18 protein-coding genes and 1 pseudogene are annotated in these 22,503 nt (G+C 64.5%); 9 read left to right on the forward strand and 10 right to left on the reverse strand.

What is annotated here, in order from left to right:
- Positions 1-23: 23 nt before the first annotated feature.
- From trpB to leuC, 8 genes are all read right to left on the reverse strand, one after another.
- The gene (gene trpB, locus ACFOEV_RS09210) at positions 24-1,238 is read right to left on the reverse strand and encodes a tryptophan synthase subunit beta (RefSeq protein ID WP_386773126.1); all 1,215 of its coding nucleotides are present in this window, start codon (positions 1,236-1,238) and stop codon (positions 24-26) included.
- 28 nt (positions 1,239-1,266) lie between these two features.
- Entirely contained in the window at positions 1,267-1,902 is a 636-nt protein-coding gene (locus ACFOEV_RS09215; RefSeq protein WP_386773128.1) for a phosphoribosylanthranilate isomerase, read from the reverse strand.
- 5 nt (positions 1,903-1,907) lie between these two features.
- Positions 1,908-2,882: a tRNA pseudouridine(38-40) synthase TruA gene (gene truA, locus ACFOEV_RS09220; protein ID WP_386773130.1), complete on the reverse strand. Its 975-nt coding sequence runs from the start codon at positions 2,880-2,882 to the stop codon at positions 1,908-1,910.
- Positions 2,883-2,886: 4 nt separating this feature from the next.
- A complete protein-coding gene (locus tag ACFOEV_RS09225; RefSeq protein ID WP_386773132.1) occupies positions 2,887-5,169 on the reverse strand; it encodes a FimV/HubP family polar landmark protein in 2,283 nt (760 codons plus the stop codon).
- A 228-nt stretch (positions 5,170-5,397) separates the two neighbouring features.
- Positions 5,398-6,510 (reverse strand): aspartate-semialdehyde dehydrogenase, encoded by a 1,113-nt coding sequence (asd, locus tag ACFOEV_RS09230; RefSeq protein ID WP_386773134.1) that lies wholly within the window; start codon positions 6,508-6,510, stop codon positions 5,398-5,400.
- Positions 6,511-6,543: 33 nt separating this feature from the next.
- Positions 6,544-7,623 carry a 3-isopropylmalate dehydrogenase gene (gene leuB / locus ACFOEV_RS09235; protein WP_386773136.1) on the reverse strand — a complete coding sequence of 360 codons (1,080 nt, stop codon included), beginning with the start codon at positions 7,621-7,623 and terminating at the stop codon, positions 6,544-6,546.
- A 141-nt stretch (positions 7,624-7,764) separates the two neighbouring features.
- Positions 7,765-8,412 (reverse strand): 3-isopropylmalate dehydratase small subunit, encoded by a 648-nt coding sequence (gene leuD, locus ACFOEV_RS09240; protein WP_386773138.1) that lies wholly within the window; start codon positions 8,410-8,412, stop codon positions 7,765-7,767.
- Between the two features lie 3 nt (positions 8,413-8,415).
- Entirely contained in the window at positions 8,416-9,864 is a 1,449-nt protein-coding gene (gene leuC, locus ACFOEV_RS09245) for a 3-isopropylmalate dehydratase large subunit (RefSeq protein ID WP_386773140.1), read from the reverse strand.
- A 152-nt stretch (positions 9,865-10,016) separates the two neighbouring features.
- Here leuC and ACFOEV_RS09250 point away from each other — a divergent pair, with 152 nt between their 5' ends.
- Together ACFOEV_RS09250 and ACFOEV_RS09255 are read left to right on the forward strand one after the other, a co-directional pair.
- A complete protein-coding gene (locus ACFOEV_RS09250) occupies positions 10,017-10,910 on the forward strand; it encodes a LysR family transcriptional regulator (protein ID WP_386773142.1) in 894 nt (297 codons plus the stop codon).
- A gap of 75 nt (positions 10,911-10,985) precedes the next feature.
- Positions 10,986-12,332: a hypothetical protein gene (locus ACFOEV_RS09255; RefSeq protein ID WP_386773144.1), complete on the forward strand. Its 1,347-nt coding sequence runs from the start codon at positions 10,986-10,988 to the stop codon at positions 12,330-12,332.
- Between the two features lie 5 nt (positions 12,333-12,337).
- On the opposite strand, the gene ACFOEV_RS09260 is transcribed toward ACFOEV_RS09255, so the two are convergent.
- Positions 12,338-12,853 (reverse strand): zinc ribbon-containing protein, encoded by a 516-nt coding sequence (locus ACFOEV_RS09260; RefSeq protein ID WP_386773146.1) that lies wholly within the window; start codon positions 12,851-12,853, stop codon positions 12,338-12,340.
- A gap of 222 nt (positions 12,854-13,075) precedes the next feature.
- Here ACFOEV_RS09260 and leuS point away from each other — a divergent pair, with 222 nt between their 5' ends.
- The 4 genes from leuS to hutC all read left to right on the forward strand — a co-directional run bounded on the left by leuS (position 13,076) and on the right by hutC (position 18,089).
- Positions 13,076-15,658: a leucine--tRNA ligase gene (leuS, locus tag ACFOEV_RS09265; protein ID WP_386773148.1), complete on the forward strand. Its 2,583-nt coding sequence runs from the start codon at positions 13,076-13,078 to the stop codon at positions 15,656-15,658.
- Between the two features lie 12 nt (positions 15,659-15,670).
- Complete coding sequence (locus ACFOEV_RS09270; RefSeq protein ID WP_386773150.1) at positions 15,671-16,174, forward strand: LPS-assembly lipoprotein LptE; 504 nt, start codon at positions 15,671-15,673, stop codon at positions 16,172-16,174.
- Between the two features lie 7 nt (positions 16,175-16,181).
- A complete protein-coding gene (gene holA / locus ACFOEV_RS09275; protein WP_386773152.1) occupies positions 16,182-17,240 on the forward strand; it encodes a DNA polymerase III subunit delta in 1,059 nt (352 codons plus the stop codon).
- A gap of 132 nt (positions 17,241-17,372) precedes the next feature.
- Complete coding sequence (gene hutC, locus ACFOEV_RS09280) at positions 17,373-18,089, forward strand: histidine utilization repressor (RefSeq protein WP_386773154.1); 717 nt, start codon at positions 17,373-17,375, stop codon at positions 18,087-18,089.
- 73 nt (positions 18,090-18,162) lie between these two features.
- Here the strand turns inward: hutC and ACFOEV_RS09285 are convergent, their stop codons facing one another.
- Positions 18,163-19,494, reverse strand: a complete 1,332-nt coding sequence (locus tag ACFOEV_RS09285; protein ID WP_386773156.1) for a YjiH family protein — start codon at positions 19,492-19,494, stop codon at positions 18,163-18,165.
- 324 nt (positions 19,495-19,818) lie between these two features.
- Here ACFOEV_RS09285 and hutI point away from each other — a divergent pair, with 324 nt between their 5' ends.
- The 3 genes and pseudogenes from hutI to ACFOEV_RS09300 all read left to right on the forward strand — a co-directional run.
- Positions 19,819-21,045 carry an imidazolonepropionase gene (gene hutI / locus ACFOEV_RS09290; protein WP_386773158.1) on the forward strand — a complete coding sequence of 409 codons (1,227 nt, stop codon included), beginning with the start codon at positions 19,819-19,821 and terminating at the stop codon, positions 21,043-21,045.
- Positions 21,035-21,994, forward strand: a complete 960-nt coding sequence (gene hutG, locus ACFOEV_RS09295) for a formimidoylglutamase (protein ID WP_386773160.1) — start codon at positions 21,035-21,037, stop codon at positions 21,992-21,994. The genes hutI and hutG overlap by 11 nt, the downstream gene beginning before the upstream one ends.
- 48 nt (positions 21,995-22,042) lie before the next feature.
- Positions 22,043-22,503 (forward strand): annotated as a pseudogene (locus tag ACFOEV_RS09300) (urocanate hydratase); the annotation flags it as partial.

Raw genomic sequence — 22,503 nt, forward strand, 5'->3', positions numbered from 1 at the left:
GTCTTTGTCCTGAAAGCCGGCGATTAAATGTCGATGCCGTCGAGCTTGGCGACGGTCATGATGTCCTTGTCGCCGCGCCCGGACAGGTTGACGACGAGATGCTGATCGGGACGCAGGGTCGGTGCCAGCACCTTGGCATAGGCCAGGGCATGGGCGGACTCCAGGGCCGGCATGATGCCCTCGGTACGGGTCAACTCCCGGAAGGCGTCGAGCACCTCCTTGTCATTGGCGGCCACGTAATGGACCCGCCCCACATCCTTCCACAGGGCATGCTCCGGCCCCACGCCGGGATAATCGAGTCCCGCCGAAATGGAGTGGGTGTCGGCGATCTGCCCGCCCTCGTCGGACATCAGGTAGGTACGGTTGCCATGCAATACCCCGCGTGGCGCATTGGAGCTCAGCGGCGCCGCGTGACGGCCGGTCTCGACGCCATCGCCTCCGGCCTCGACACCGTACATGGCGACATCGTCGTCCTCGACGAAGGGATAGAACAGTCCCATGGCGTTCGATCCACCGCCGACACAGGCGATCAGCGCATCGGGCAGGCGACCGATCTGTTGCAACGACTGCTGACGGGCCTCGCGCCCGGTCACGGCATTGAAATCGCGAACCAGCATCGGGTAAGGGTGCGGACCGGCCACGGTGCCGATGATGTAGAACGTATTGTCAACGTTGGTGACCCAGTCACGCAGCGCCTCGTTCATGGCATCCTTGAGGGTGCGTGATCCGGACTCGACCGGGATCACCTTGGCACCCAGCAGTTCCATGCGATAGACGTTGAGCTTCTGGCGTTCGACGTCTTCGGCCCCCATGTAGACCTCGCACTGAAGCCCCAGGCGCGCCGCCACGGTGGCGGTGGCCACGCCGTGTTGACCGGCACCGGTCTCGGCGATGACCCGTGGTTTGCCGCTCTTCTTGGCCAGCAGGGCCTGGCCGATGGTGTTGTTCACCTTGTGGGCGCCGGTGTGGTTGAGGTCTTCGCGCTTGAGCCAGATCTGCGCCCCGCCCAGCTGCCGCGACCAGCGCTCGGCATGGTACAGCGGAGAGGGACGCCCCACGTAGTGGGCCAGATCATGGTCGAATTCCGCCTGAAAATCGGGATCGTCGCGAAGACTCAGATAGGTCTTTTCGAGATCTTCCAGGGCGAAGCTCAACGTTTCCGAGACGAACCGGCCACCATAGGGGCCGAAATGGCCTCGAGCATCGGGCAGTCGGGTCAGGTCGCTGAACTTGGTCACGAAAGACACCTCATAGGGTCGCTTGAGCTTAAGTCGATTGGGTCAGGGAAACCTGGCGCAGGAACTCGTCGATCCGGGTCGCGTCCTTGATGCCGGGCGAGCGTTCGACGCCACCCGAGACATCCACCGCGAAAGGCCGCACCGCATGGATCGCCTGGGCAACATTGGCCGGGGTCAAACCTCCCGCGAGAATAACAGGTTTTGCAAGACTTGCGGGGATTCGCGACCAGTCGAAAGTCTCGCCGGTACCGCCAGGCACCCCGGGGCGATAGGCATCCAGCAGCAGCGCCCCGGCGCCCTCATAGGCCCGCGCCGCGGCATGCAGGTCGAGGCCGTCGCGCATGCGCAGGGCCTTGATCCAGGGACGAGCGAAGCCGGCGCAGAAATCCGGCGACTCCTCGCCATGGAACTGCAGCAGATCCAGATGTACGCTCACCCGTTCGATCAGGGCGGCATCCTGGTCGACGAACAGGCCGACCCGGGTGACGAACGCCGGCACCCGGGCAGAAAGCTCCGCCAGGCGCCTTTCATCCAGGGCTCGCTTGCTGCCGGGCCACAGGACGAAGCCCAAGGCATCGGCACCGGCCGCCACGGCGGCATCGATATCGACCTCACGGGTCAAGCCGCATATCTTCACTCGCGTGCGTCGGAATTGACTCGGCATTGGGCTCATTCCTGATCGGAGGGTTCTCGGGTCGCTGGCAAGGCGGCACCAGGCGGCAAGGATGGATGATGCGCATCCCCGGCCACCGGGCGTCCGCGCCGGAAGCGCACCAACGGCGAGTCGGGCAACTCACGCTCGCCGGTCCATTCGCCGAGAAAGGCCAACAGACTGGGCCCCAGGGGCTCACGCGGCAATGGGTAACACGCATCGTAGATCGAGTCGACGAAGTGTAACCCGCATCCGGGCGCCGTGACACTGGCCAGGGTACGGTCCTTCACGGCCAGCAGATCGGCGAGATAGTCGCTGTCCCGCTCGCCGCGGCCCACGTCCACCAAGGCACCGACGATGTTGCGAATCATGTGATGCAGGAAGGCGTTGGCCTGCACGTCGACCACCACCAGCGGGCCATGGCGGTGCACCTCGATGAAATGCAGGTGCCGCCAGGCGCTTTTCGACTGACACCCCGCCGCGCGAAAACTGGAGAAGTCGTGCTCGCCCACCAACACCTGGGCGGCGCGATGCATGGCGGGTACGTCCAGCGGGTCGCGGCACCAGGTGGCATTGGCCCGCTCCAGCACCGGGCGGCTGGGCTGGTTGAGGATCACGTAACGATAACGCCGGGCCAAAGCGAGGAAGCGGGCATGGAAGTCGTCGGCGACCGGTTCCACCCAACGGATGGCGATATCACGCGGCAGGTTGGCGTTGGTGCCGAACACCCAGGCCTTCTGGGAACGCCCTACCGGCGCATCGAAATGCACCACCTGGCGAGTGGCGTGCACACCGCTGTCGGTACGCCCGCTGCAATGCACCCGGACCGGCTGGCCGGCCACCTTGCCCAGCGCCTTTTCCACCTCGGCCTGCACCGAGGGAGCATGTTTCAGGCGCTGCCAGCCGCAATAGGCGCTGCCATCGTATTCCACACCCAGGGCCAGGCGGCCGGTCAGGCGTTGCGTATCGTCAAGTGGCTCGAACAGGGGCATGGGCTCAATCGAGGTTATGCTGCGCAATAAGATCCCGCGCTTCCTCCTTGAGCGGCGCATCGCCATGGGCCAGGACCTGGCGAAGCAACTCGTGCGCTTGGGTCGACTCACCCTCGTCGAGCAGTTGACGCGCCAGTACCACGAGCCGCTGCGCTGCCTCCGGGGAAGCGGCGGCGGGGCCTTTATTATCCAGATGCAACGGCTCGAATGCTACCTCCTCGACATCCCACTGCGCGTCGGGAAACGCGTCGCGCCCCTCATGCCCATTGCCGGCAGGATCTGCAGCAGCATCCTGCGCCCCGGCTTCCGGCTCTGAACTGCTGGAAAAGTCCACGCTGGGCTGCATCGGCGTTTCGCTACGCACTTCCGGTTCGGGATCCAGGGGCGGCGGTTGGTAGTCGATCACGTTCGACTTCGACGCCGGAGGCACGACCGGCGACGACTCAAAAGAAGGCATGTCTGCCGCCGCAGCGTGGGTTCTCACCTCAGGGCTCGCCGACGCTTCAGGGAAGGCTTGCGGCGTCGTGAAGACGGCCTCGCCCGCAGAGGAAGACATGTCCTGCTCGTCAGCAGGCCGGTCACGGTCAGTGCCGCCATACCGCGCCCGCAAGCGCTCGACTTCCGCCTGCAACTCGGAATCGCCGTGGCGCTCAAGGTGGCTGGCCTCGCGCAGGGCCGCCTCCCGGTCACCACACTCGGCATACACCATCAACAGCTTGAGACGCAGATCATCGCGCCCGGGCTCGGCGGCCAGGCTCGCTTCGAGTAACTCGCGCGCCTGATCGAAACGTCCATAGGCGATGAAGATGTCGGCCTCGCTGATCGCTTCGGCCTGTGGCATCGAGGCGCGTACCGGTGCGTCCTGGCCATCATGGTGGCCGCCAGGCACACGCTGCCCTCGGGCGCTGTCCCGTGATTCCCACCCCGGACCGACCACTGTCGGCGCCTCCCTGTCGTAGGGCTGGGTGAAGGTCGGATCGTCGTCTCGCTCATGACGGCGACGCCGCAGCGCCCATAGCGCCAGCAGCAAGGCAATGGCCACTCCACCCAGGGCCAGGGTGTTGTGGCGCATGCCTTGCCACAGCGCTGACCACCAGGGCTCTGCCACTGGCGCCTCCGACACCGGATCGACACCGTCGCCCAGTGCGGGAGCCCCTGTGTCACCGCCGGTGGTGGACGTCGCCAGTTGGTCGCGCAAGGCCACCAGTTCCCCGCGCAATTCGCCCATTGCCGCACGCAGGCTGTCGCGCTCTTCACGCACCGCCTGCAGCGCCTGCTGGTTGGCCAGCAACTGATCCTCCAGTTGCAACAGGCGGGCATCGATTGGCGGCGCTTCGTCGCTGCCTGTCGCTTGCGCAGTGGCGGCCGCGGCATCATCCGCGGTCGCGTCGCGCTCCGCTGCCAGGTCGGCATCGCTCAGCAGCGTCAGGCGCTGGCTCGGCTCTTGCTCGACGGTCTCCGCATTGGCATCCATGTCGGCGGACTCGGCAACTTGCGTGACAGGAACATGTGAGGTGACGGTGGGCGCCTCACCGCGCGTGGTCCAGGCATGATGATGCGCCTCAACCAGGCGATCGGCCTCCTCGCGGCTGCGGCGTTCGATGGCCGCTTGCGTCGGCACCGTCAGCACCGCCCCAGCGCGCATCTCATTGATGTTACCCGATGGGAAGGCCTCGGGGTTGGCCTCGACCAGCGCCAGCATTACCTGAGGCAGGCTGACGTGATCATTCGGGCGTACGCGACTGGCCACCCCCCACAGGGTATCGCCACTGCGTATCTCGGCCTGGTGCGCGCCGCCATCATCGCCGACCAAGGGTTCGGACCGGCGCCTATCCGGCTGGCCCTCATTCGCATTCCGGGATGCGTCTTCCACCAGCGCGGGGAGCGCCGCGTAATCGACAGGATCGAAAAGCAGTGTGATATGGCGTAGCTGCTGCCCCCCGGGCCACTCCAGAGCCAGCAACAGATCGAGATAGGGGTCACGCACGGCGCGCTCGGAACGCAGCGTCAACGTCAACCCCTGCCGCCCCTTCTCCACCGAGAACTCGATGCTGTCGGCCAACCGATTGCGCGACAGGCCGGCACGTTCAAAGGCGCGATCGTCGGCCAGTTCCACCCGCAACAAGCGCGCCTCGACACCTTGGGTGTCGGTCAAGGGAATTGTCGCTCTCAAGGGGGCATTGAGGCTCGACTGCACCTGGGCATCACCCAGCCCCAGCGCCAATGACACAGGGCTCGCGGTGGCGGACAGCGTCAGCAGCATGGCCAACGATAGTTTGCGTTTCATGGTGTTCCCTTGCAGCACCGCACGGGCAATCGATACTGCCACGGCGTCATACTCTTTTATGATAGATGTACCATACTCCACCGCCTCTTCGCCAAAGGGAAGACCATACCGGAATGTCCTAGCGAGCTCATGCTTTCAACCCGCCGATCGCCACCATCACGAGACCCGAAAAGCCGAATGCCTCCCGCAGGAGGCATTCGGCACGTCTGACGCTGATGGCGAGCCGGATCACTGCTCGCGCAGGATCCTGAGCATGCGCTTGAGCGGCTCGGCGGCCCCCCACAGCAGTTGGTCACCCACCGTGAAGGCCGACAGGTACTCGCCGCCCATGGCCAGCTTGCGCAGACGCCCCACCGGAATATCCATGGTGCCGGTCACGGCGGCCGGCGTCAGTCCAGCGAGCGTGGCTTCCTTGGTGTTGGGGATCACCTTGACCCAATCGTTGTGCCCGGCGATGCGGTCCTCGATCTCGTCGATCGGCACATCGCGCTTGAGCTTGATGGTGAAGGCCTGGCTATGCGAGCGCATGGCGCCGATGCGCACACACAGGCCATCGATGGACACGGGGTTGTCGCCGCGACCGAGAATCTTGTTGGACTCGACGCTGCCCTTCCACTCTTCCTTGCTCTGGCCATTGTCCATGGCCTTGTCGATCCATGGCAGCAAGCCGCCAGCCAACGGCGCGCCAAAGTTCTCGACCGGGAAATCGCCGCCGCGCATCGCCTGGGAGACCTTACGATCGATCTCGAGGATGGCACTCGCCGGGTCGTCCAGTTCGTGTTGCACGGAGTCGCGTAACGAGCCCATCTGGCTGAGCAGTTCGCGCATGTGCTTGGCACCCGAGCCGGAAGCGGCCTGATAGGTCATCGAGGTCATCCATTCGACCAGATCGGCCTCGAACAGCCCCCCCAGGCCCAACAGCATCAGGCTCACGGTACAGTTGCCGCCGACGAAGGTCTTGCCACCTTTCGCCAGTTGCGCCTCGATGACATGCCGATTGACCGGGTCGAGCACGATGGTCGCGTCGTCGGCCATGCGCAGAGTGCTGGCGGCATCGATCCAGTAGCCTTTCCAGCCGGACTGACGCAGTTCCCGATAGACCTTCTCGGTGTAGTCGCCACCCTGACAGGTCACGACCACATCCAGCGCCTTGAGCGCCTCGAGGTCGAAGGCATCCTTGAGCGGGGGCACGTCCACACCGATGTCGGGGCCGGGCTGACCGACCTGGGAGGTGGTGAAGAACACCGGCTCGATACCGGAGAAATCGTTGTCCTCACGCATGCGCTGCATGAGCACGGAGCCCACCATCCCACGCCAACCGATGAAACCGACTTTCAACATGTGAAGTCCTCCTGAAATTGGGTTAACCCGTCATTATACACGACGGAAGGCGGTCAGTACGGCGTCGCCCATCTCCGCCGTGGTGACCCGGCGAGTTCCCGGATAGGCGATATCCGCCGTGCGCAGGCCATCGTCGAGCACCTTGCCCACCGCGCCCTCGATGCGCGCGGCCAGCTCCGGCTGGTCGAGTGAATAACGCAGCATCATCGCCACCGACAGGATCGTCGCCAGAGGATTGGCGAGATTCTGGCCGGCGATATCCGGGGCACTGCCATGGCAAGGCTCGTACATGCCCTGTCCGCTCTCGTTGAGCGAGGCCGACGGCAGCATGCCGATGGAGCCGGTCAGCATGGCCGCAGCATCGGAGAGGATATCGCCGAACATGTTGCCGGTGACGATCACATCGAACTGCTTGGGCGCGCGCACAAGTTGCATGGCGGCGTTGTCGACGTACATGTGCGAAAGCTCGACGTCCGGATATTCCAGGGCCAGCCGCTCCATGACCTCGCGCCACAGGATGGTGACCTCGAGCACGTTGGCCTTGTCGACGCTGCATAGCTTCTTGCCGCGTTTCCGGGCCATCTCGAAAGCCACACGACCGATACGCTCGATCTCCGACTCGCTATAGACATAGGTATTGAAACCGACGCGCTCGCCATCGCGCTCCTCGATGCCACGCGGCTGGCCGAAATAGATGCCACCAGTCAGCTCGCGCACGATCATGATGTCGAGCCCCGACACCACCTCGGGCTTGAGGCTGGAAGCCTCGGCCAGTTGCGGATAGAGAATCGCCGGGCGCAGATTGCCGAACAGCCCAAGGTGTTTGCGCAGCCCCAACAGGCCCTTCTCCGGACGCTTGGTTAGATCCTCGAGCCTGTCCCACTTGGGACCACCCACAGCCCCCAGCAGGATGGCATCGGAGGCCTTGGCCCGCTCCAGGGTCGCGGTCGGCAGCGGCTCGCCATGGGCATCGTAACCGGCGCCTCCGACCAGGCCTTCCTCGATGACGATATCCAGGCCCTGCTGCTGGCAGGCTTCGAGGACCTTGACGGCCTCACGGGTAATTTCCGGGCCGATACCGTCACCCGGCAGAACGAGAATCTTGCGGCTCATGTGTCGTGGCTCTCTTCTAGCAACTCGCTATTCCGTTACGGCGAAGGCAGCCACCTGGCCGCCTTCGATGAATATGGCGCTATCCTTGCGCTTGCCCCGAGGGGCGTCCCTTCTCGTGTCCAGCATTGTGGTTATGACGCATCAACGTGCCTGGCGGAACAGCCAGGGCCTCGCCTCGCGATGCTTCTGCTCGAAGGCGCGAATCGCCGGCTCGTCCTGCAGCGTCAGGCCGATATCGTCGAGGCCGTTGAGCAGGCAGTGCTTGCGGAACCCATCGATCTCGAAGTCGAGGATCTCACCTTCCGCGGTGATCACCCGCTGATGTTCCAAGTCGACATCCAGCGTATAACCCTCGCTGGCCTCGACCGCCTTGAACAGCCGGTCCACCGTCTCTTCGTCAAGCGTGACCAGCAGAATGCCGTTCTTGAAGGCATTGTTATAGAAGATATCGGCGAAGCTCGGCGCGATGACCACGCGGAAGCCGAAGTCCTCCAGCGCCCAAGGGGCGTGCTCGCGGGAGCTGCCGCAGCCGAAGTTGCGGCGCGTGAGCAGGATGCTGGCACCCTGATAGCGCTCCTGATTGAGCACGAAATCGGGGTTCAGCGGCCGCTGGCTGGCATCCTGGCCCGGGTAACCCTCGTCGAGGTAGCGCAACACGTCGAACAGATTGACACCGAAGCCGGTGCGTTTGATCGACTTCAGAAACTGCTTGGGGATGATCAGGTCGGTATCGACGTTGGCGCGATCGAGCGGCGCCACGAGGCCCTGATGACGTTCGAATTTCTGCATGCTTCAGGCCTCCTGAGTCTGAGTGGCGTCGCCGGCAAGCTGGCGTACATCGACGAAGTGGCCGGCGATGGCGGCGGCGGCCGCCATCGCCGGGCTGACCAGGTGGGTGCGACCACCATAGCCCTGACGCCCCTCGAAGTTGCGGTTCGAGGTCGAGGCGCAGTGCTCCCCGGCACCCAGCTTGTCGGCATTCATCGCCAGGCACATGGAACAGCCCGGCTCACGCCATTCGAAACCGGCCTCGATGAAGATCTTGTCGAGCCCTTCGGCTTCGGCCTGGCGCTTCACCAGCCCGGAGCCCGGCACCACCATGGCCAGTTGAATCGACTCGGCGACCTTCTTGCCCTTGGCGACCTTGGCCGCCTCGCGCAGGTCCTCGATACGCGAGTTGGTGCACGAGCCGATGAAGATCTTGTCGAGGCGGATATCGGTGATCTTCTGCTTCGGTGCCAGCCCCATGTACTCCAGCGCCCGGATGTAGCTGCGCTTGACGGTCTCGTCCTTGGAAGCGCCAGGGTCGGGCACTTCACCGGAAATGCCGGCCACCATCTCGGGGCTGGTCCCCCACGAGACCTGCGGCTCGATCTCGGCGGCGTCGAGTTCCACCACCTTGTCGAAAACGGCATCGTCGTCGGAAACCAGACTGCGCCAGTCGGCCACAGCGGCCTCCCACTGTTCGGTGGTCGGGGCGAACGGGCGGTTGCGCAGATACTCGATGGTGGTGTCATCGACGCCGATCAGTCCTACCCGCGCGCCGGCCTCGATGGCCATGTTACACACCGTCATGCGGCCTTCCATGGACAGGTCGCGAATCGCGCTGCCGGCGAATTCGATGGCATAGCCGGTACCGCCGGCCGTGCCGATGCGGCCGATCACCGCCAGCACGATGTCCTTGGCGGTAACCCCGGTACCGAGCTTGCCTTCCACCCTGACCTGCATATTCTTCATCTTCTGCGCCAACAGGCACTGGGTCGCCAGCACATGCTCGACCTCGGAGGTGCCGATGCCATGGGCAAGCGCCGCAAAGGCGCCATGGGTGGCGGTATGCGAGTCGCCGCATACCACGGTCATGCCCGGCAGCGTGGCGCCCTGTTCGGGGCCCACCACATGCACGATGCCCTGACGCGCATCGTTGATGCGAAATTCCTCGATGCCAAAAGCTTCGCAGTTGTCGTCCAGGGTCTGCACCTGAATCAGCGACACCGGATCCTTGATACCGGCATTGCCCTCGGCACGCTCGGTCAGCGTGGTCGGCACGTTATGATCGGGCGTTGCCAGGTTGGCATCCAGACGCCACGGCTTGCGCCCCGCCAGACGCAGGCCCTCGAAGGCCTGGGGTGACGTCACTTCGTGCAGCAACTGCCGATCGATATAGATCAAGGCGGTGCCGTCGTCGCGCTCCTTGACCAGGTGCTGCGACCACAGCTTGTCATAAAGCGTCTGGCCTGCCATTTGTCTCCTCCCACGGGGCTCTTGAGGCCCTCATTGATCGTGAATCGAGCGTAAAACCTGTCACCCATAAAAGCAATTCATGTTATTTATTCTTTGAATTCCTAAATGGAATAGTATGATATCGATCGTCAGCCCTTTCCCGGAGTCGAGCCATGGATACCCAAAGCCTCCAGGCCTTTCTCGCCGTCGCCGATAGCGGCTCCTTTTCGCAGGCCGGTGAGCACCTGCATCTGACGCAACCCGCGGTGAGCAAACGCATCGCCACTCTGGAGGAGCAGATCGGGACTCGACTCTTCGACCGTATCGGCCGCCGAGTGTCCCTGACCGAAGCCGGGCATCTGCTGCTCCCCCGCGCCCGCGAGATCCTGGTGATGGTCGACGATAGCCGCCGCGCCCTGAGAAACCTGGCCGGCGATGTCGCCGGCAGCCTGACCATGGCCACCAGCCACCATATCGGCTTGCACCGTCTGCCTCCGATTCTCAAAGCTTATACCCAGAGGCACCCCGAGGTACGCATGGACATGCGCTTTCTGGATTCCGAGCAGGCCTATCAGGGAGTGCTCGATGGAGAACTGGAAATTGCCGTGGTGACGCTCGCCCCGGTGCCCGACCCGCAACTCACCGTGGTGCCGCTGTGGATCGACCGTTTGCGCTTCGTCTGCGGCCACGACCATCCGTTGGCCTCGCTCTCCCCCTTGCCGTTGTCAACGCTGTCGAACTTCGACGCGGTACTACCCGGCCATTTGACCTTCACCCGCGGCATCGTCGTCGACACCTTCGCCCGCGACGGCCTCAAGGTGAACGTCGCCCTGTCCACCAACTACCTCGAGACACTCAAGATGATGGTCGTCATTGGCCTCGGCTGGAGCGTACTGCCGGAAACCCTGATCGACGACGAGGTCAGGGTGCTGCCCATCGAACACCGCCCCATCGAGCGTCCGTTGGGCTATCTGGTGCACAAGAGTCGAACGCTGTCGAATGCCGCCCGCTCGATGCTGACCATGCTCGACGAGGTGCGCACGCCGGAAGCCAAAGCATGGCGGTGATCGACCCGGTCGCCTGCTTGTCGGGCATGGCAAGGTTGCCTAGGATGCTAACCTTTCGCTTGGAAAATTATCGCCATGTCCATCAAGGAAACGCTCAGCGCCGACGCCCCTGCCGATGACAACCCGTCGTTGCGGCACGCGGTATCGGGCATGGCGATTCTGGCCGGGCTGCTGTTGCAGATTGCACGCTTTGCCGACGCTCCTTTCCCCCCCGACCTGATCGGTTATGCCTTCTGGCTAGCCGCGATCCTGTTGTGGCGCGATCTCGATCCACGCACCCGCCTCCAGGCGGGAGGCCTGTCCGCCGTCGGCCTGACGCTGCTGATGGTCGGCCATTTCCATTACCGTGCCGACATCGACTGGTCAGGTATCCTGAATGGCAACACCTATGTGGTGGCCATGCTGGTAGGGGTGAGTTTCCTCGGCCTGATCGGCGGTCGGGAAACGCCTGGCGGCGGTCGGAGCAGCGCCGGCGCGCGAGGCGTGGTCAATACCTGGTTGAGCGTCCATCTGCTCGGTGCGATTCTCAACCTGTCGTCGGTGTTCATGGTCGGCGATCACATCAAGGCCCGCGGTGGGTTGGGCATGGCCCAGATCTTGACGCTCAACCGTGGGCTGTCGAGTGCCGCCTTCTGGTCACCGTTCTTCGCCTCGATGGGGGTGGCGATGAGCGTGGCACCGGGCATGGCCTATGGGGGGATTCTTGCCTTCGGCCTGCCACTCGCCCTGCTGTCCGGGCTGCTGACGCGATTCGAGATGCCGCGCCGCTATGCGCTTGCCGACATCCAGGGATTCTCGCTATCGCTCTCCAGCCTGCTGATGCCGGTGGCGATGGCGGCGCTGGTGATGCTGTTCCACTACGTCATCACCCCCTCGCTTTCCATTGTCAGCATCATTACCTTCCTGATCCCCAGCGTGGCGCTGCTGTTCACTCTGCCCCGCGGCCTTGCCTGGCCCGTGCGGCGTACCCTGCAACACGCTCGTACCCGACTGCCGGCCATGCGCGGCGAGGTCACGCTGTTCCTGTCTGCCGGGCTGTTCACGCTGGGGCTGTCGACCTTCACCCAGGCGGCCACGGGGAACCAGTGGGTGCTGTTCGATGAATTCGGTGTGCTGGAGGCCTCGGTCAGCTACGTGGCAATCGTTGTCAGCGCCGTCGCCGGGCTGCACCCGATCATCGGTGTCTCGGCACTGGCCTCGATGCTCGATCCCGACACCACCAATCACACCCTGCTAGGCTTCGTGTCGCTCGCCGCCTGGGCGGTGGGGGCCGCCATCGGCCCGCTGTCGGGCATCAATCTGTCCTTGCAAGGCCGCTACGGCGTCAACAGCTACCACATCATGAAGTTCAACATCCCCTACGCCCTGGCCATGTCATGCCTGGTGTTCGGCGCCATTGCCCTCCTGGATGCCACCCTGTAGGTCGTTCAGGCATCCGAGGCTCGGGAGAAATAACGATGACCACACTGGTGGCATGGCCCGATCCGGGTCACGCTTTTCAGCTCGACATGCGCGCCGCAGTGCACGCAGGCCATGCGGCCGGGGGCGGCGATCTCACCTTCGCAATAATCGGCACGGGCGGCCTCCAGATCGTCGTCAAATTGGGCCCGCTCGACAACCGAGCGATCGGCGATCGACAACAGGGACTCGGACACCTTGCGTGACAGCACGGACAGGTCGATGCCCAGCCAGCTGGCTACGCCCTTGCCGCCGGCGGCGAAATAGCGGCGCATGTCCTTGAGGTCGCGCTCGACCCAGGCACGCAACAGTGACAACTCGTCCTTGGTGAACTCCTCGAGATCGGCCTCGAACTCCACGGCCTCATCGAGGTCGCGCTGCAGGTTTTCCCATGACAGCTCCTCGGCGCCCTCCTTGAGACGCGATAGCATGCGCTCGTATCCTTTGCGCAGACGATGTTCATGTTGCTCCCTGTTTTCGCTCATGACGCTCTCCTCGATCCCCGGGCCCCTACCTGCTGGCGCCCTGCTGCGGTATGCTTAATCACCATTTAGACGCTATCTCCTCGTGCCTTCAAGGAATTCCGTACACGAACGACGAATTCCCGGCCGAGAGTGACACGCTCGATCGCCCCTTGGCGTCGCCCGCCGGCACTCAGAGCGCGCCAGGGCAGTCGCCATTCCAACGCAAGGTGCCTATTGATACCGATGGACGCACAGTACAAGCCCCACGAAACCGAACGCGACGCCCAGCAGTTCTGGGAAAAGAACCAATGCTTCAAGGCCGTGGAAGACGCCAACCGCGAGAAATTCTACTGCCTGTCGATGTTCCCCTACCCCAGCGGCAAGCTGCACATGGGGCATGTGCGCAACTACACCATCGGCGATGTGGTCACCCGCTTCCAGCGCATGCAGGGCAGGAACGTGCTGCAGCCCATGGGCTGGGACGCCTTCGGCATGCCGGCCGAGAATGCCGCCATCCAGAACCGGGTGCCACCGGCCAAATGGACCCACGAGAACATCGACTACATGCGCGCGCAGTTGAAGGCGCTGGGCTTCGCCTACGACTGGGATCGAGAATTCGCCACCTGCGACACGGATTACTACCGTTGGGAGCAGTGGTTCTTCACCAAGCTGGTGGAGAAAGGGCTGGTCTACAAGAAGATGTCCACCGTCAACTGGGACCCGGTGGACCAGACCGTACTCGCCAACGAACAGGTCATCGACGGCCGCGGCTGGCGCTCCGGTGCCTTGGTGGAACGCAAGGAAATCCCGCTTTGGTTCCTCAAGATCACCGACTATGCCGAGGAACTGCTGGCCGATCTCGACAAGGTCGACTGGCCCGAGCAGGTCAAGACCATGCAGCGCAACTGGATCGGCAAGTCGAAGGGCGTGGAGATGGCCTTCGACATCGCCGACCACAATGGCGATGCCTTCGAACCGTTGCGCGTCTACACCACGCGGCCCGACACCCTGCTGGGCGTGACCTACGTCGCCGTAGCCGCCAGTCACCCCCTGGCCCGCGTAGCCGCCGAGGACAATCCCGCACTCGGTGCCTTCCTCGAGGAGTGTGCCCGCGGCGGCACCTCCGAGGCCGAGCTCGCGACCATGGAAAAGAAGGGCATGGACACCGGCTACCGGGCCTTGCATCCCATCACTGGCCGCCAGGTACCGGTCTATGTCGCCAACTTCGTACTGATGGAATACGGTACCGGCGCAGTGATGGCGGTGCCCGGCCATGACCAGCGCGACTGGGAATTCGCCACCAAGTACGGCATTCCCATCGAGGCGGTGATCGCCGACGCTGACGGCAATGCCCCGGACCTTTCGCAGGGCGCGCATGTGGACTACGGCCCCCTGATCAACTCCGGCAACTTCGATGGGCTCGACTTCGAGGCGGCCTTCGACGCCATCGCCGCCGAACTCGAGCGACAGGGCCATGGCGAGGTCAAGATCAACTTCCGCCTGCGCGATTGGGGGGTGGCCCGCCAGCGCTACTGGGGCGCACCGATCCCGGTCAAGTATGGCCCCGAAGGCCAGACCGTGCCGCTCACCGACGACGAATTGCCGGTGGCACTGCCGCAGGAAGTCACCGTCGACGCTTCCGGCTCGCCGCTGAAGAAGATGCCCGCCTTCTACGACCTTGGCGACGGCTGGACGCGTGAGACCGACACCTTCGACACCTTCATGGAGTCGTCCTGGTACTACGCGCGCTTCTGCTGCGCCGACAACGTCGAGGCCATGCTCGACGAGCGTGCCAACTACTGGCTGCCGGTGGACCTGTACATCGGTGGCATCGAGCACGCCATCCTGCACCTGCTCTATGCGCGCTTCTTCCACAAACTGATGCGCGACTTCGGGCTGGTCGACTCCGACGAGCCGTTCCAGCGCCTGTTGACCCAGGGCATGGTGATCGCCGAAACCTTCTACCGCCCTACCCCAAACGGCGGCAAGGAGTGGTTCAACCCGGTGGACGTCGAGGTCAAGCGCGACGACAAGGGGCGTCCGATCAGCGCCACCCTGATCCGCGATGGCCAGCCGGTGGAGATGGGCGGCATCGAGAAGATGTCCAAGTCCAAGAACAACGGCGTCGACCCGCAGGCGATGATCGACCGTTTCGGTGCCGACACCGTGCGCCTGTTCATGATGTTCGCCGCCCCGCCGGAACAGTCCCTGGAGTGGTCGGACTCCGGCGTCGAGGGCGCCAACCGTTTCCTCAAGCGATTGTGGCGTCTGGTCGCCGAACATCTCGAGGCCGGCACGCCGGGAGCGCTTGACCTCGCCGCCCTGGACGGTGCCCAGCGCGAGTTGCGTCGCAAGACCCACGAAACCATCAAGAAGGCCAGCGACGATATCGGCCGGCGCACCACCTTCAATACCGCCATCGCTGCGGTGATGGAGCTGACCAACGCCTTGGGTCGCTTCGACGACACCAGCCCTCAGGGCCTGGCCATCGCCCGCGAGGCCGTGGAAGCCTGTGTGCTGTTGCTGTCCCCGATCACCCCGCATGCCTGTCATGCCCTGTGGCAAAAGCTCGGCCACTCGACACCGGCGATCGACGCCGCCTGGCCGCGTGTCGATGAAGCGGCACTGGCGCGTGACAGCGTCGAGCTGGTGGTGCAGGTCAACGGCAAGCTGCGCGCTCGCCTCGAGGTCCCGGCCGATGCCGACAAGGCCGCCGTCGAGGCGCAGGCCATGGCCGCCGAGAACGTCCAGCGGCATATCGAAGGCAAGGCAGTGCGCAAAGTGATCGTGGTGCCCGGCAAGCTGGTCAACATCGTGGTTGGTTAAGGAAAAGCATCCATGCAACGTCGCACCTTTCTGACACGCAGCCTGGCCACTCTGGTGGCCGGATCGGTGGCATCGAGCCTGAGCGGCTGTGGCTTTCGCCTGCGCGGCCTCGACACGCCGATGCTGGCTCTCGACGCCCTGGCCCTGGACGCCGCCGCCAGCGACCTGACCCCGGTGGTTCGCGAGGCCTTGGAGAGCGCCGGCACGCGTATCGATGACCAGGCCCCGCTGCGGCTCAACCTCGGCCACGAGCAATTCCACGAAGCGGCGCTGACCCATGGCGACGCCGGCAGCCAGGACGTCGAGTTACGGCTTACCGCGCCATTCTCCGTGCAGCGGCGTGCGAGTGACGCCTATCTGCTCGATCAACAGCAACTCGATGTCGTTACCACCATCACTGTCAGCAGTGACGACCTGTTGGCCCAGGATGACATCCGGGCCGAGGCTCGTGAACAGTTGCGTCGAGATGCCGCGCGACAACTGCTCGAGCGGCTGCGTCCCCTGGCCGAACAATGAGCCTGCGATGAAGGTCTTTCCCGACAAACTCCCCGACGCCCTGGCCAAGAGCCTGCCCCCGGTGGTGATCGTTGCCGGCGACGAACCCCTGATCCATATGGAAGCCTGCGATGTCGTGCGCACCAGGGCCCGCGAACAGGGCATCGAGGAACGCGAGGTGCTGCATGTGGAAAACGGCTTCCCGTGGGGACGCCTGCTGGAGTCCGCCGCCAGCCTGTCGCTGTTTGCCTCACGCAAGCTGATCGAACTGCGTCTGGGCAGCCAGGCCCCCGGCCAGGAAGGCGGCAAGGCACTGGATGCCTATGCCGAACGGATCCAGGGTAGCGACAACGTGCTACTGATCTCGTCCGCCAAGCTCGACCGCAAGCAGCAGCAGAGCAAGTGGTTCAAGGCAATGGACAAGGCTGGCCTGTTCGTGCCGGTGTGGCCGGTGGATCACCAGCGTTTGGGATTCTGGATGCGCGATCGTGCTTCCCGGCATGGATTGAGCATGGACATGGATGCCGCGCGCCTGCTCGGCGAGCGTACCGAGGGCAACCTGCTGGCCGCCGACCAGGAACTGCAGAAGCTGGCCCTGCTGCTGCCCCGCGGGGCGCGGCTGGATGCCGCCACCATTGCCGGCGGCGTCGAGGACAGCGCCCGCTTCGATGTCTTCACCCTGGCCGATGCCTGCCTGCGTGGTGAGCGCGAACGCGTCTCGCGCATCATCCGGGGTCTGCGCGGCGAGGGCGTCGAAGCGCCGATCATCCTGTGGGCCCTGACCCGCGAACTGCGCACCTTGCTGTCGCTGTATCAGCACCTCGACCAGGGGCAGAGCTTCGAGCACGCCTGCAAGGCCCAGAAGCCACCCATCTTCGACAAGCGTCGCCCCACCTATCAGCAAGCCCTCAACCGCCTGCCGGTCAAACGCCTGCACAAGCTGCTGCTGTTCGCCCAGCGCCTCGATCTGGCGATCAAGGGCGCCAGCGCCATCCCTCTGTGGGATGGCCTGCACGACCTGGCGCTGACGCTGGCCGGCGGGCGCGGGCTGCTGGCGGAATCGCCTCATTCCTACAAGATCGGCTGATATCCCGGTCAGCGACCCGGCATAAACCGAAAGTCGCTGCTCTCGTCAGACTGTCAGGCAGGATGCCGGCAACGCCGGCGACGGGTAAACTGGGCGCGACTCGACGACTACCGAAAGGACTCACGGCAGACCATGGGCAGCTCTCCCCCGCTCTACCTGCAGATCCAGCAGCACCTGCTGGAGAAGATTCAAGGCGGCGACTGGCCGGCGCATCACCAGATTCCGCCGGAGGAGCAGTTGGCGCGGGATTTCGGCGTCAGCCGCATGACCGCCAACAAGGCGATCCGCGACCTGGTGCAGCAGGGTTATCTGACCCGCCAGCCGGGGCTCGGCACCTTCGTCACCGACCGCAAGGCGGAGTCGTCGCTTGTCGATGTGCATAACATCGCCGAGGAGGTACGCGAACGCGGGCATGACTATCGCAACGACGTGCTGCGCTGCGAGGCCATCGAGGCCGATGACGAGGTCGCCTTGCGCCTCGGCGTGCGCCTGGGCACACGCGTCTTCCATACCTTGATCGTGCACCGCGAGAATGGCGTGCCGATCCAGCTCGAGAACCGCTTCGTCAATCCGCGCTGGGTCCCCGACTACCTGGACACCGACTTCTCACTGCACACCCCCAACGAGGTGCTGGTGGCGGCCTGCCCCATCACCGACATCGAACACGTGGTCGAGGCCGTGCTGGTCGACGAGCGCACCGCCACCTGGCTGGAGATCGACACCACCACACCCTGCCTGTGCATGACCCGGCGTACCTGGTCGGACGAGCACCTGATCAGCTATGCGCGCCTGATCCACCCCGGCGATCGCTACAAGCTGCGCTCATCTGTCCATCGTGACCAGCACTGAATAGCCGAACCCAAGAAGGCCGGGGTATCTCCGGCCTTCTTCATGACGTGGCGGGCAAGCACCTTGCGTGCTTTCAACCTCCGCTTATCGCCAATACCAGATATCCCGCCGGCACGGCCAGGGTCAGGCTCAGCGCCAGGCGGATGAACCAGATCACCACGATCCGCCCCACCGAGATGGGGATGCTGGTGGAGAGGATGCAGGGAATCGAGGCCGAAAAGAACAGCACTGAAGAGACCGACACCACGCCGGCGGCGAAGCGGGCCACGAAGCCGGCATCGCCCATCAGCAGCGCCGGCAGAAACATCTCGGCCAACCCCGCGGCCGAGGCCTGCGCCAGCACGGCGGCCTCCTCCAGCCCCCAGATCGCCACGAACGGGTAGAACAGCCAGCCGAGCCACTCGAACAGCGGTGTGTACTTGGCGGCAAGCAATCCCAACAGCCCCACCGACATGATCGATGGCAGGATGCTGATCGCCATCACCAGCCCCTCGCGGAAGTTCAGCACCACGCTGGCCGGCAGGCTCGGCGCCTTGGCGGCCACCTCCAGGCCGGTATGCCAGGCGGTGGAAAGCCGTTTGCCGGGCACGGCTTCGGGCTCGGGGTCGGTCTTGGCGTCATCCATGCCGGACAGCGGGGGGATGCGCACGGTGATGGCGGTGACCAGGAAGGTGATGACCAGCGTCAGCCAGAAATAGGCGTTCCACATGCTCATCAGGTCCAGGGTCTTGGCGACGATGATCATGAAGGTCGCCGAAACGGTGGAGAAGCCGGTGGCGATGATCGCCGCCTCCCGGGCTGAGTACTCCCCGGCCTGATAGACCCGATTGGTGATCAGCAGCCCGATGGAGTAGCTGCCCACGAAGGAGGCCACGGCATCGATGGCGCTGCGACCCGGGGTGCGCCAGATGGGACGCATGATCGGCTGCACCAGCACGCCGATCAGCTCGAGCAGACCGAAGCTGATCAGCAGCGCCAGGAAGATGGCGCCGATCGGCACGATCAGGCCCACCGGTATCACCAGCTTCTCGAACAGGAAAGGCAGCATGTCAGGGGTGTGCAGGAAGGCCGGCCCCCAGCCGGTCAGTGCCAGTACCGCGGTCAGGATGCCAGCGAACTTGAGCACGGTGAAGATGACGTCCGTCAGACTGCGCCGCCAGATGCCTTTGTAGAGCGGGTAGATGGCCCCCGCCACGATCAGCGCCAGGGCATAGAAGCCGCTGGCCTCCCCCAGCAGCGTCTTGGCGCCGGTGACCATGTGATCCAGCGGAATGGTGGTGCGACCGGCGATCGTCAATGGCACGAAGAAGATCAGAATGCCCAGCGCACTGGGCACGAACAGTTTGAGAACGGTGGTCGGTGACGGACGTCGCGCGACGCCCGTCGTCTGCTCCTGGCTCGCCATGGAAAGCTCCTCCCTTGTGGTTGTCGTGTGGGGCCTGAATATGTATATACAATACATTCTCCCACGTCACCAGCCAACGAGGGATCCTCCTTTCTATACTTTGGTCTAAGTAACAATCGACAGCCCATTCACTCCCTCTGGAAATGGATAAAATTACCCCTTATATTCAACATGTTGACTGAATATTAAGTGTGCTTGGGTCAGTCCGCTTCGGTAGTCAGGACGGCCCCGTCACTCCCTGGGGGTTGACGCCAGGATGGGCTTGCCCTAAATGTATATACAATATGTATCGAACCAGTCACCGACAGCGGGAGATGCCCAGCGATGTCCACCACCGAACCACGCCTGCTCTGGCGCGATATCACGGTCTTCGACGGACTCGACACCCTGCCCGAGCCCATGGCGGTCATCGTCGCAGAGGGCCGCATCACCACCCTGGTCCCGATGCGGGAATTCGACGACGCCTTGGCGGAAGGCTGCCAGGAGATGGCACAAGGCGCCGTCATGACGCCCGGCCTGGTGGATTGCCATACCCACCTGGTGTTCGGCGGAAGCCGGGCCGACGAATTCGAACGGCGCCTGGAAGGGGCCAGCTACGAAGAAATCGCCCAGGGGGGAGGTGGCATTCTCAGTACCGTACGCGCCACCCGTGAGGCCAGCGAGAATGCTCTGCTGGAAGCCGCGGTACCGCGCCTGAAAGCACTGATCGATGACGGCGTGACCACGCTGGAGATCAAGTCGGGCTACGGCCTGACGGTCGCCGACGAGTTGAAGATGTTGCGCGTGGCACGCCGTCTCGGCGAGGCCTTTCCGGTACGCGTGGTCACCACCCTGCTCGGCGCCCATGCCCTGCCCCCCGAATTCGAGGGTGACAGCGACGGCTATATCGACCTGGTCTGCAACGAGATGATCCCGGCGGCGGCCGACGAAGGCCTGGCCGATGCCGTGGACGTGTTCTGCGAGACCATCGCCTTCTCGGTGGCCCAGTGCGAACGGGTCTTCCAGGCCGCCCGCGTCCATGGCCTGCCGATCAAGGCCCATGCCGAGCAGCTCTCCAACCTGGGGGGCAGTGCCATGGCCGCCCGCTATGGGGCACTCTCGGCAGACCATATCGAATACCTGGACGATGCCGGTGTCGCCGCCTTGCGTGACGCCGGCAGCACTGCGGTGCTGCTGCCCGGGGCCTTCCATACCCTGCGCGAGACGCAACTGCCGCCCATCGCCGCCCTGCGTGAAGCGGGGGTGCCCATCGCATTGGCCACCGATGCCAATCCCGGCAGTTCGCCGCTGTTCTTCCCGACCCTGATGCTGAACCTTGCCTGCGCCCTGTTCCGTCTCACGCCCCGCGAGGCGCTGGCCGGCATGACCGCCCATGGTGCCCGGGCATTGGGACTGCAGGACCTCGGCCGCCTCCGCGAAGGCGCTCCCGCCGACCTGTGCCTGTGGGACGTCGAGAACCCGGCGGCGCTGGCCTATGCCGTCCAGCCCGGCCGCCTGCGTCAGCGGATCTTCAATGGACAGCTCCAGAGAGAGATTACCCATGAGCATTGAAGTCATCGATATGTCGCCCTGGGCCGGGCGCGAGGATCCCGAGCCGGATAGCCTGCGCTGGCACCAGGCCATCCATCCGCTTGCCGATGACACCCCCGCCGGGGTGGCACTGATCGGCTTTGCCTCGGATGCCGGCGTGGCACGCAATCAGGGCCGCATCGGCGCCGCCGCCGGGCCTCGGGCCATGCGCAAGGCATTGGCGAATCTTGCCTGGCACCGCCATGGCCGGGCCTATGATGCCGGCGATGTGCACTGCCACGGCAATGCGCTGGAGACCGCCCAGGAACAGCTCGGCGAACGCCTCGAACAGTTGCTCGCTGCGGGGCACTTCCCGCTCGTGCTGGGCGGCGGCCACGAAGTGGCCTATGGCAGCTGGCTGGGCCTGGCACGGCACTTCGAGAAGCCGCCCCTGGAACCGGCCAACGAGGCGCCGACGATCGGCATCATCAATTTCGATGCCCACCTCGATCTGCGCGACCCGAGCCATGTCCCCTCTTCGGGCACCCCCTTCGCGCAGATCGCCGAGCAGTGCCAGGCGCGTGGCTGGCCATTCCGCTACGCCTGCCTGGGGATCAGCCGTGCCGCCAATACCCGGGCATTGTTCGCCCGCGCCGAGGCGCTGGACGTGCTGGTCCGCGAGGATCACGAGATCCATGCCGGCACTCTCGATACCATCGGCCACGAACTCGAGGCCTTCATCACCGACTGCGATGCCGTCTACCTGACCCTCGACCTGGACGTGCTGCCCGCCGCCGAGGCGCCGGGCGTCAGCGCACCGGCCGCGCGGGGCGTCCCACTGGCTTTGCTCGAGCCCTTGATAGGCATCGTGCGCGATAGCGGGAAGCTCAGGCTTGCCGACCTCGCCGAGCTCAACCCCGACTTCGATATCGACAACCGCACCGCCAGGATCGCGGCGCGTCTTATCCATCACCTGACCCTGAACGGCTGATTCGGCGCCATCGGCCACCAACCCCAACCATCCATGAGGAAACCCGAGATGTCCCAACGCGACCCCCGTCACGACCCCAGCCGCAGGATCGGCGCCCCCACCGGCAGCGAGCGCAGCTGCAAGAGCTGGCTGACCGAGGCGCCGCTGCGCATGCTGATGAACAACCTGCACCCGGACGTCGCCGAGCGTCCCGAGGACCTGGTGGTCTACGGCGGCATCGGCCGCGCCGCCCGCGACTGGGAGTGCTTCGACAAGATCGTCGAGACCCTGCGGCGCCTCGAGGACACCCAGTCGCTGCTGATCCAGTCCGGCAAGCCGGTGGGCGTGTTCGAGACCCACAAGGATGCCCCACGAGTCCTGATCGCCAACTCCAACCTGGTACCGGCCTGGGCCAACTGGGAGCATTTCAACGAGCTCGACCGCAAGGGCCTGATGATGTACGGCCAGATGACCGCCGGCTCGTGGATCTATATCGGCTCCCAGGGCATCGTCCAGGGCACCTACGAGAC

The organism is Litchfieldella rifensis (assembly GCF_042646605.1).
In the GTDB taxonomy this organism is placed as follows: domain Bacteria; phylum Pseudomonadota; class Gammaproteobacteria; order Pseudomonadales; family Halomonadaceae; genus Litchfieldella; species Litchfieldella rifensis.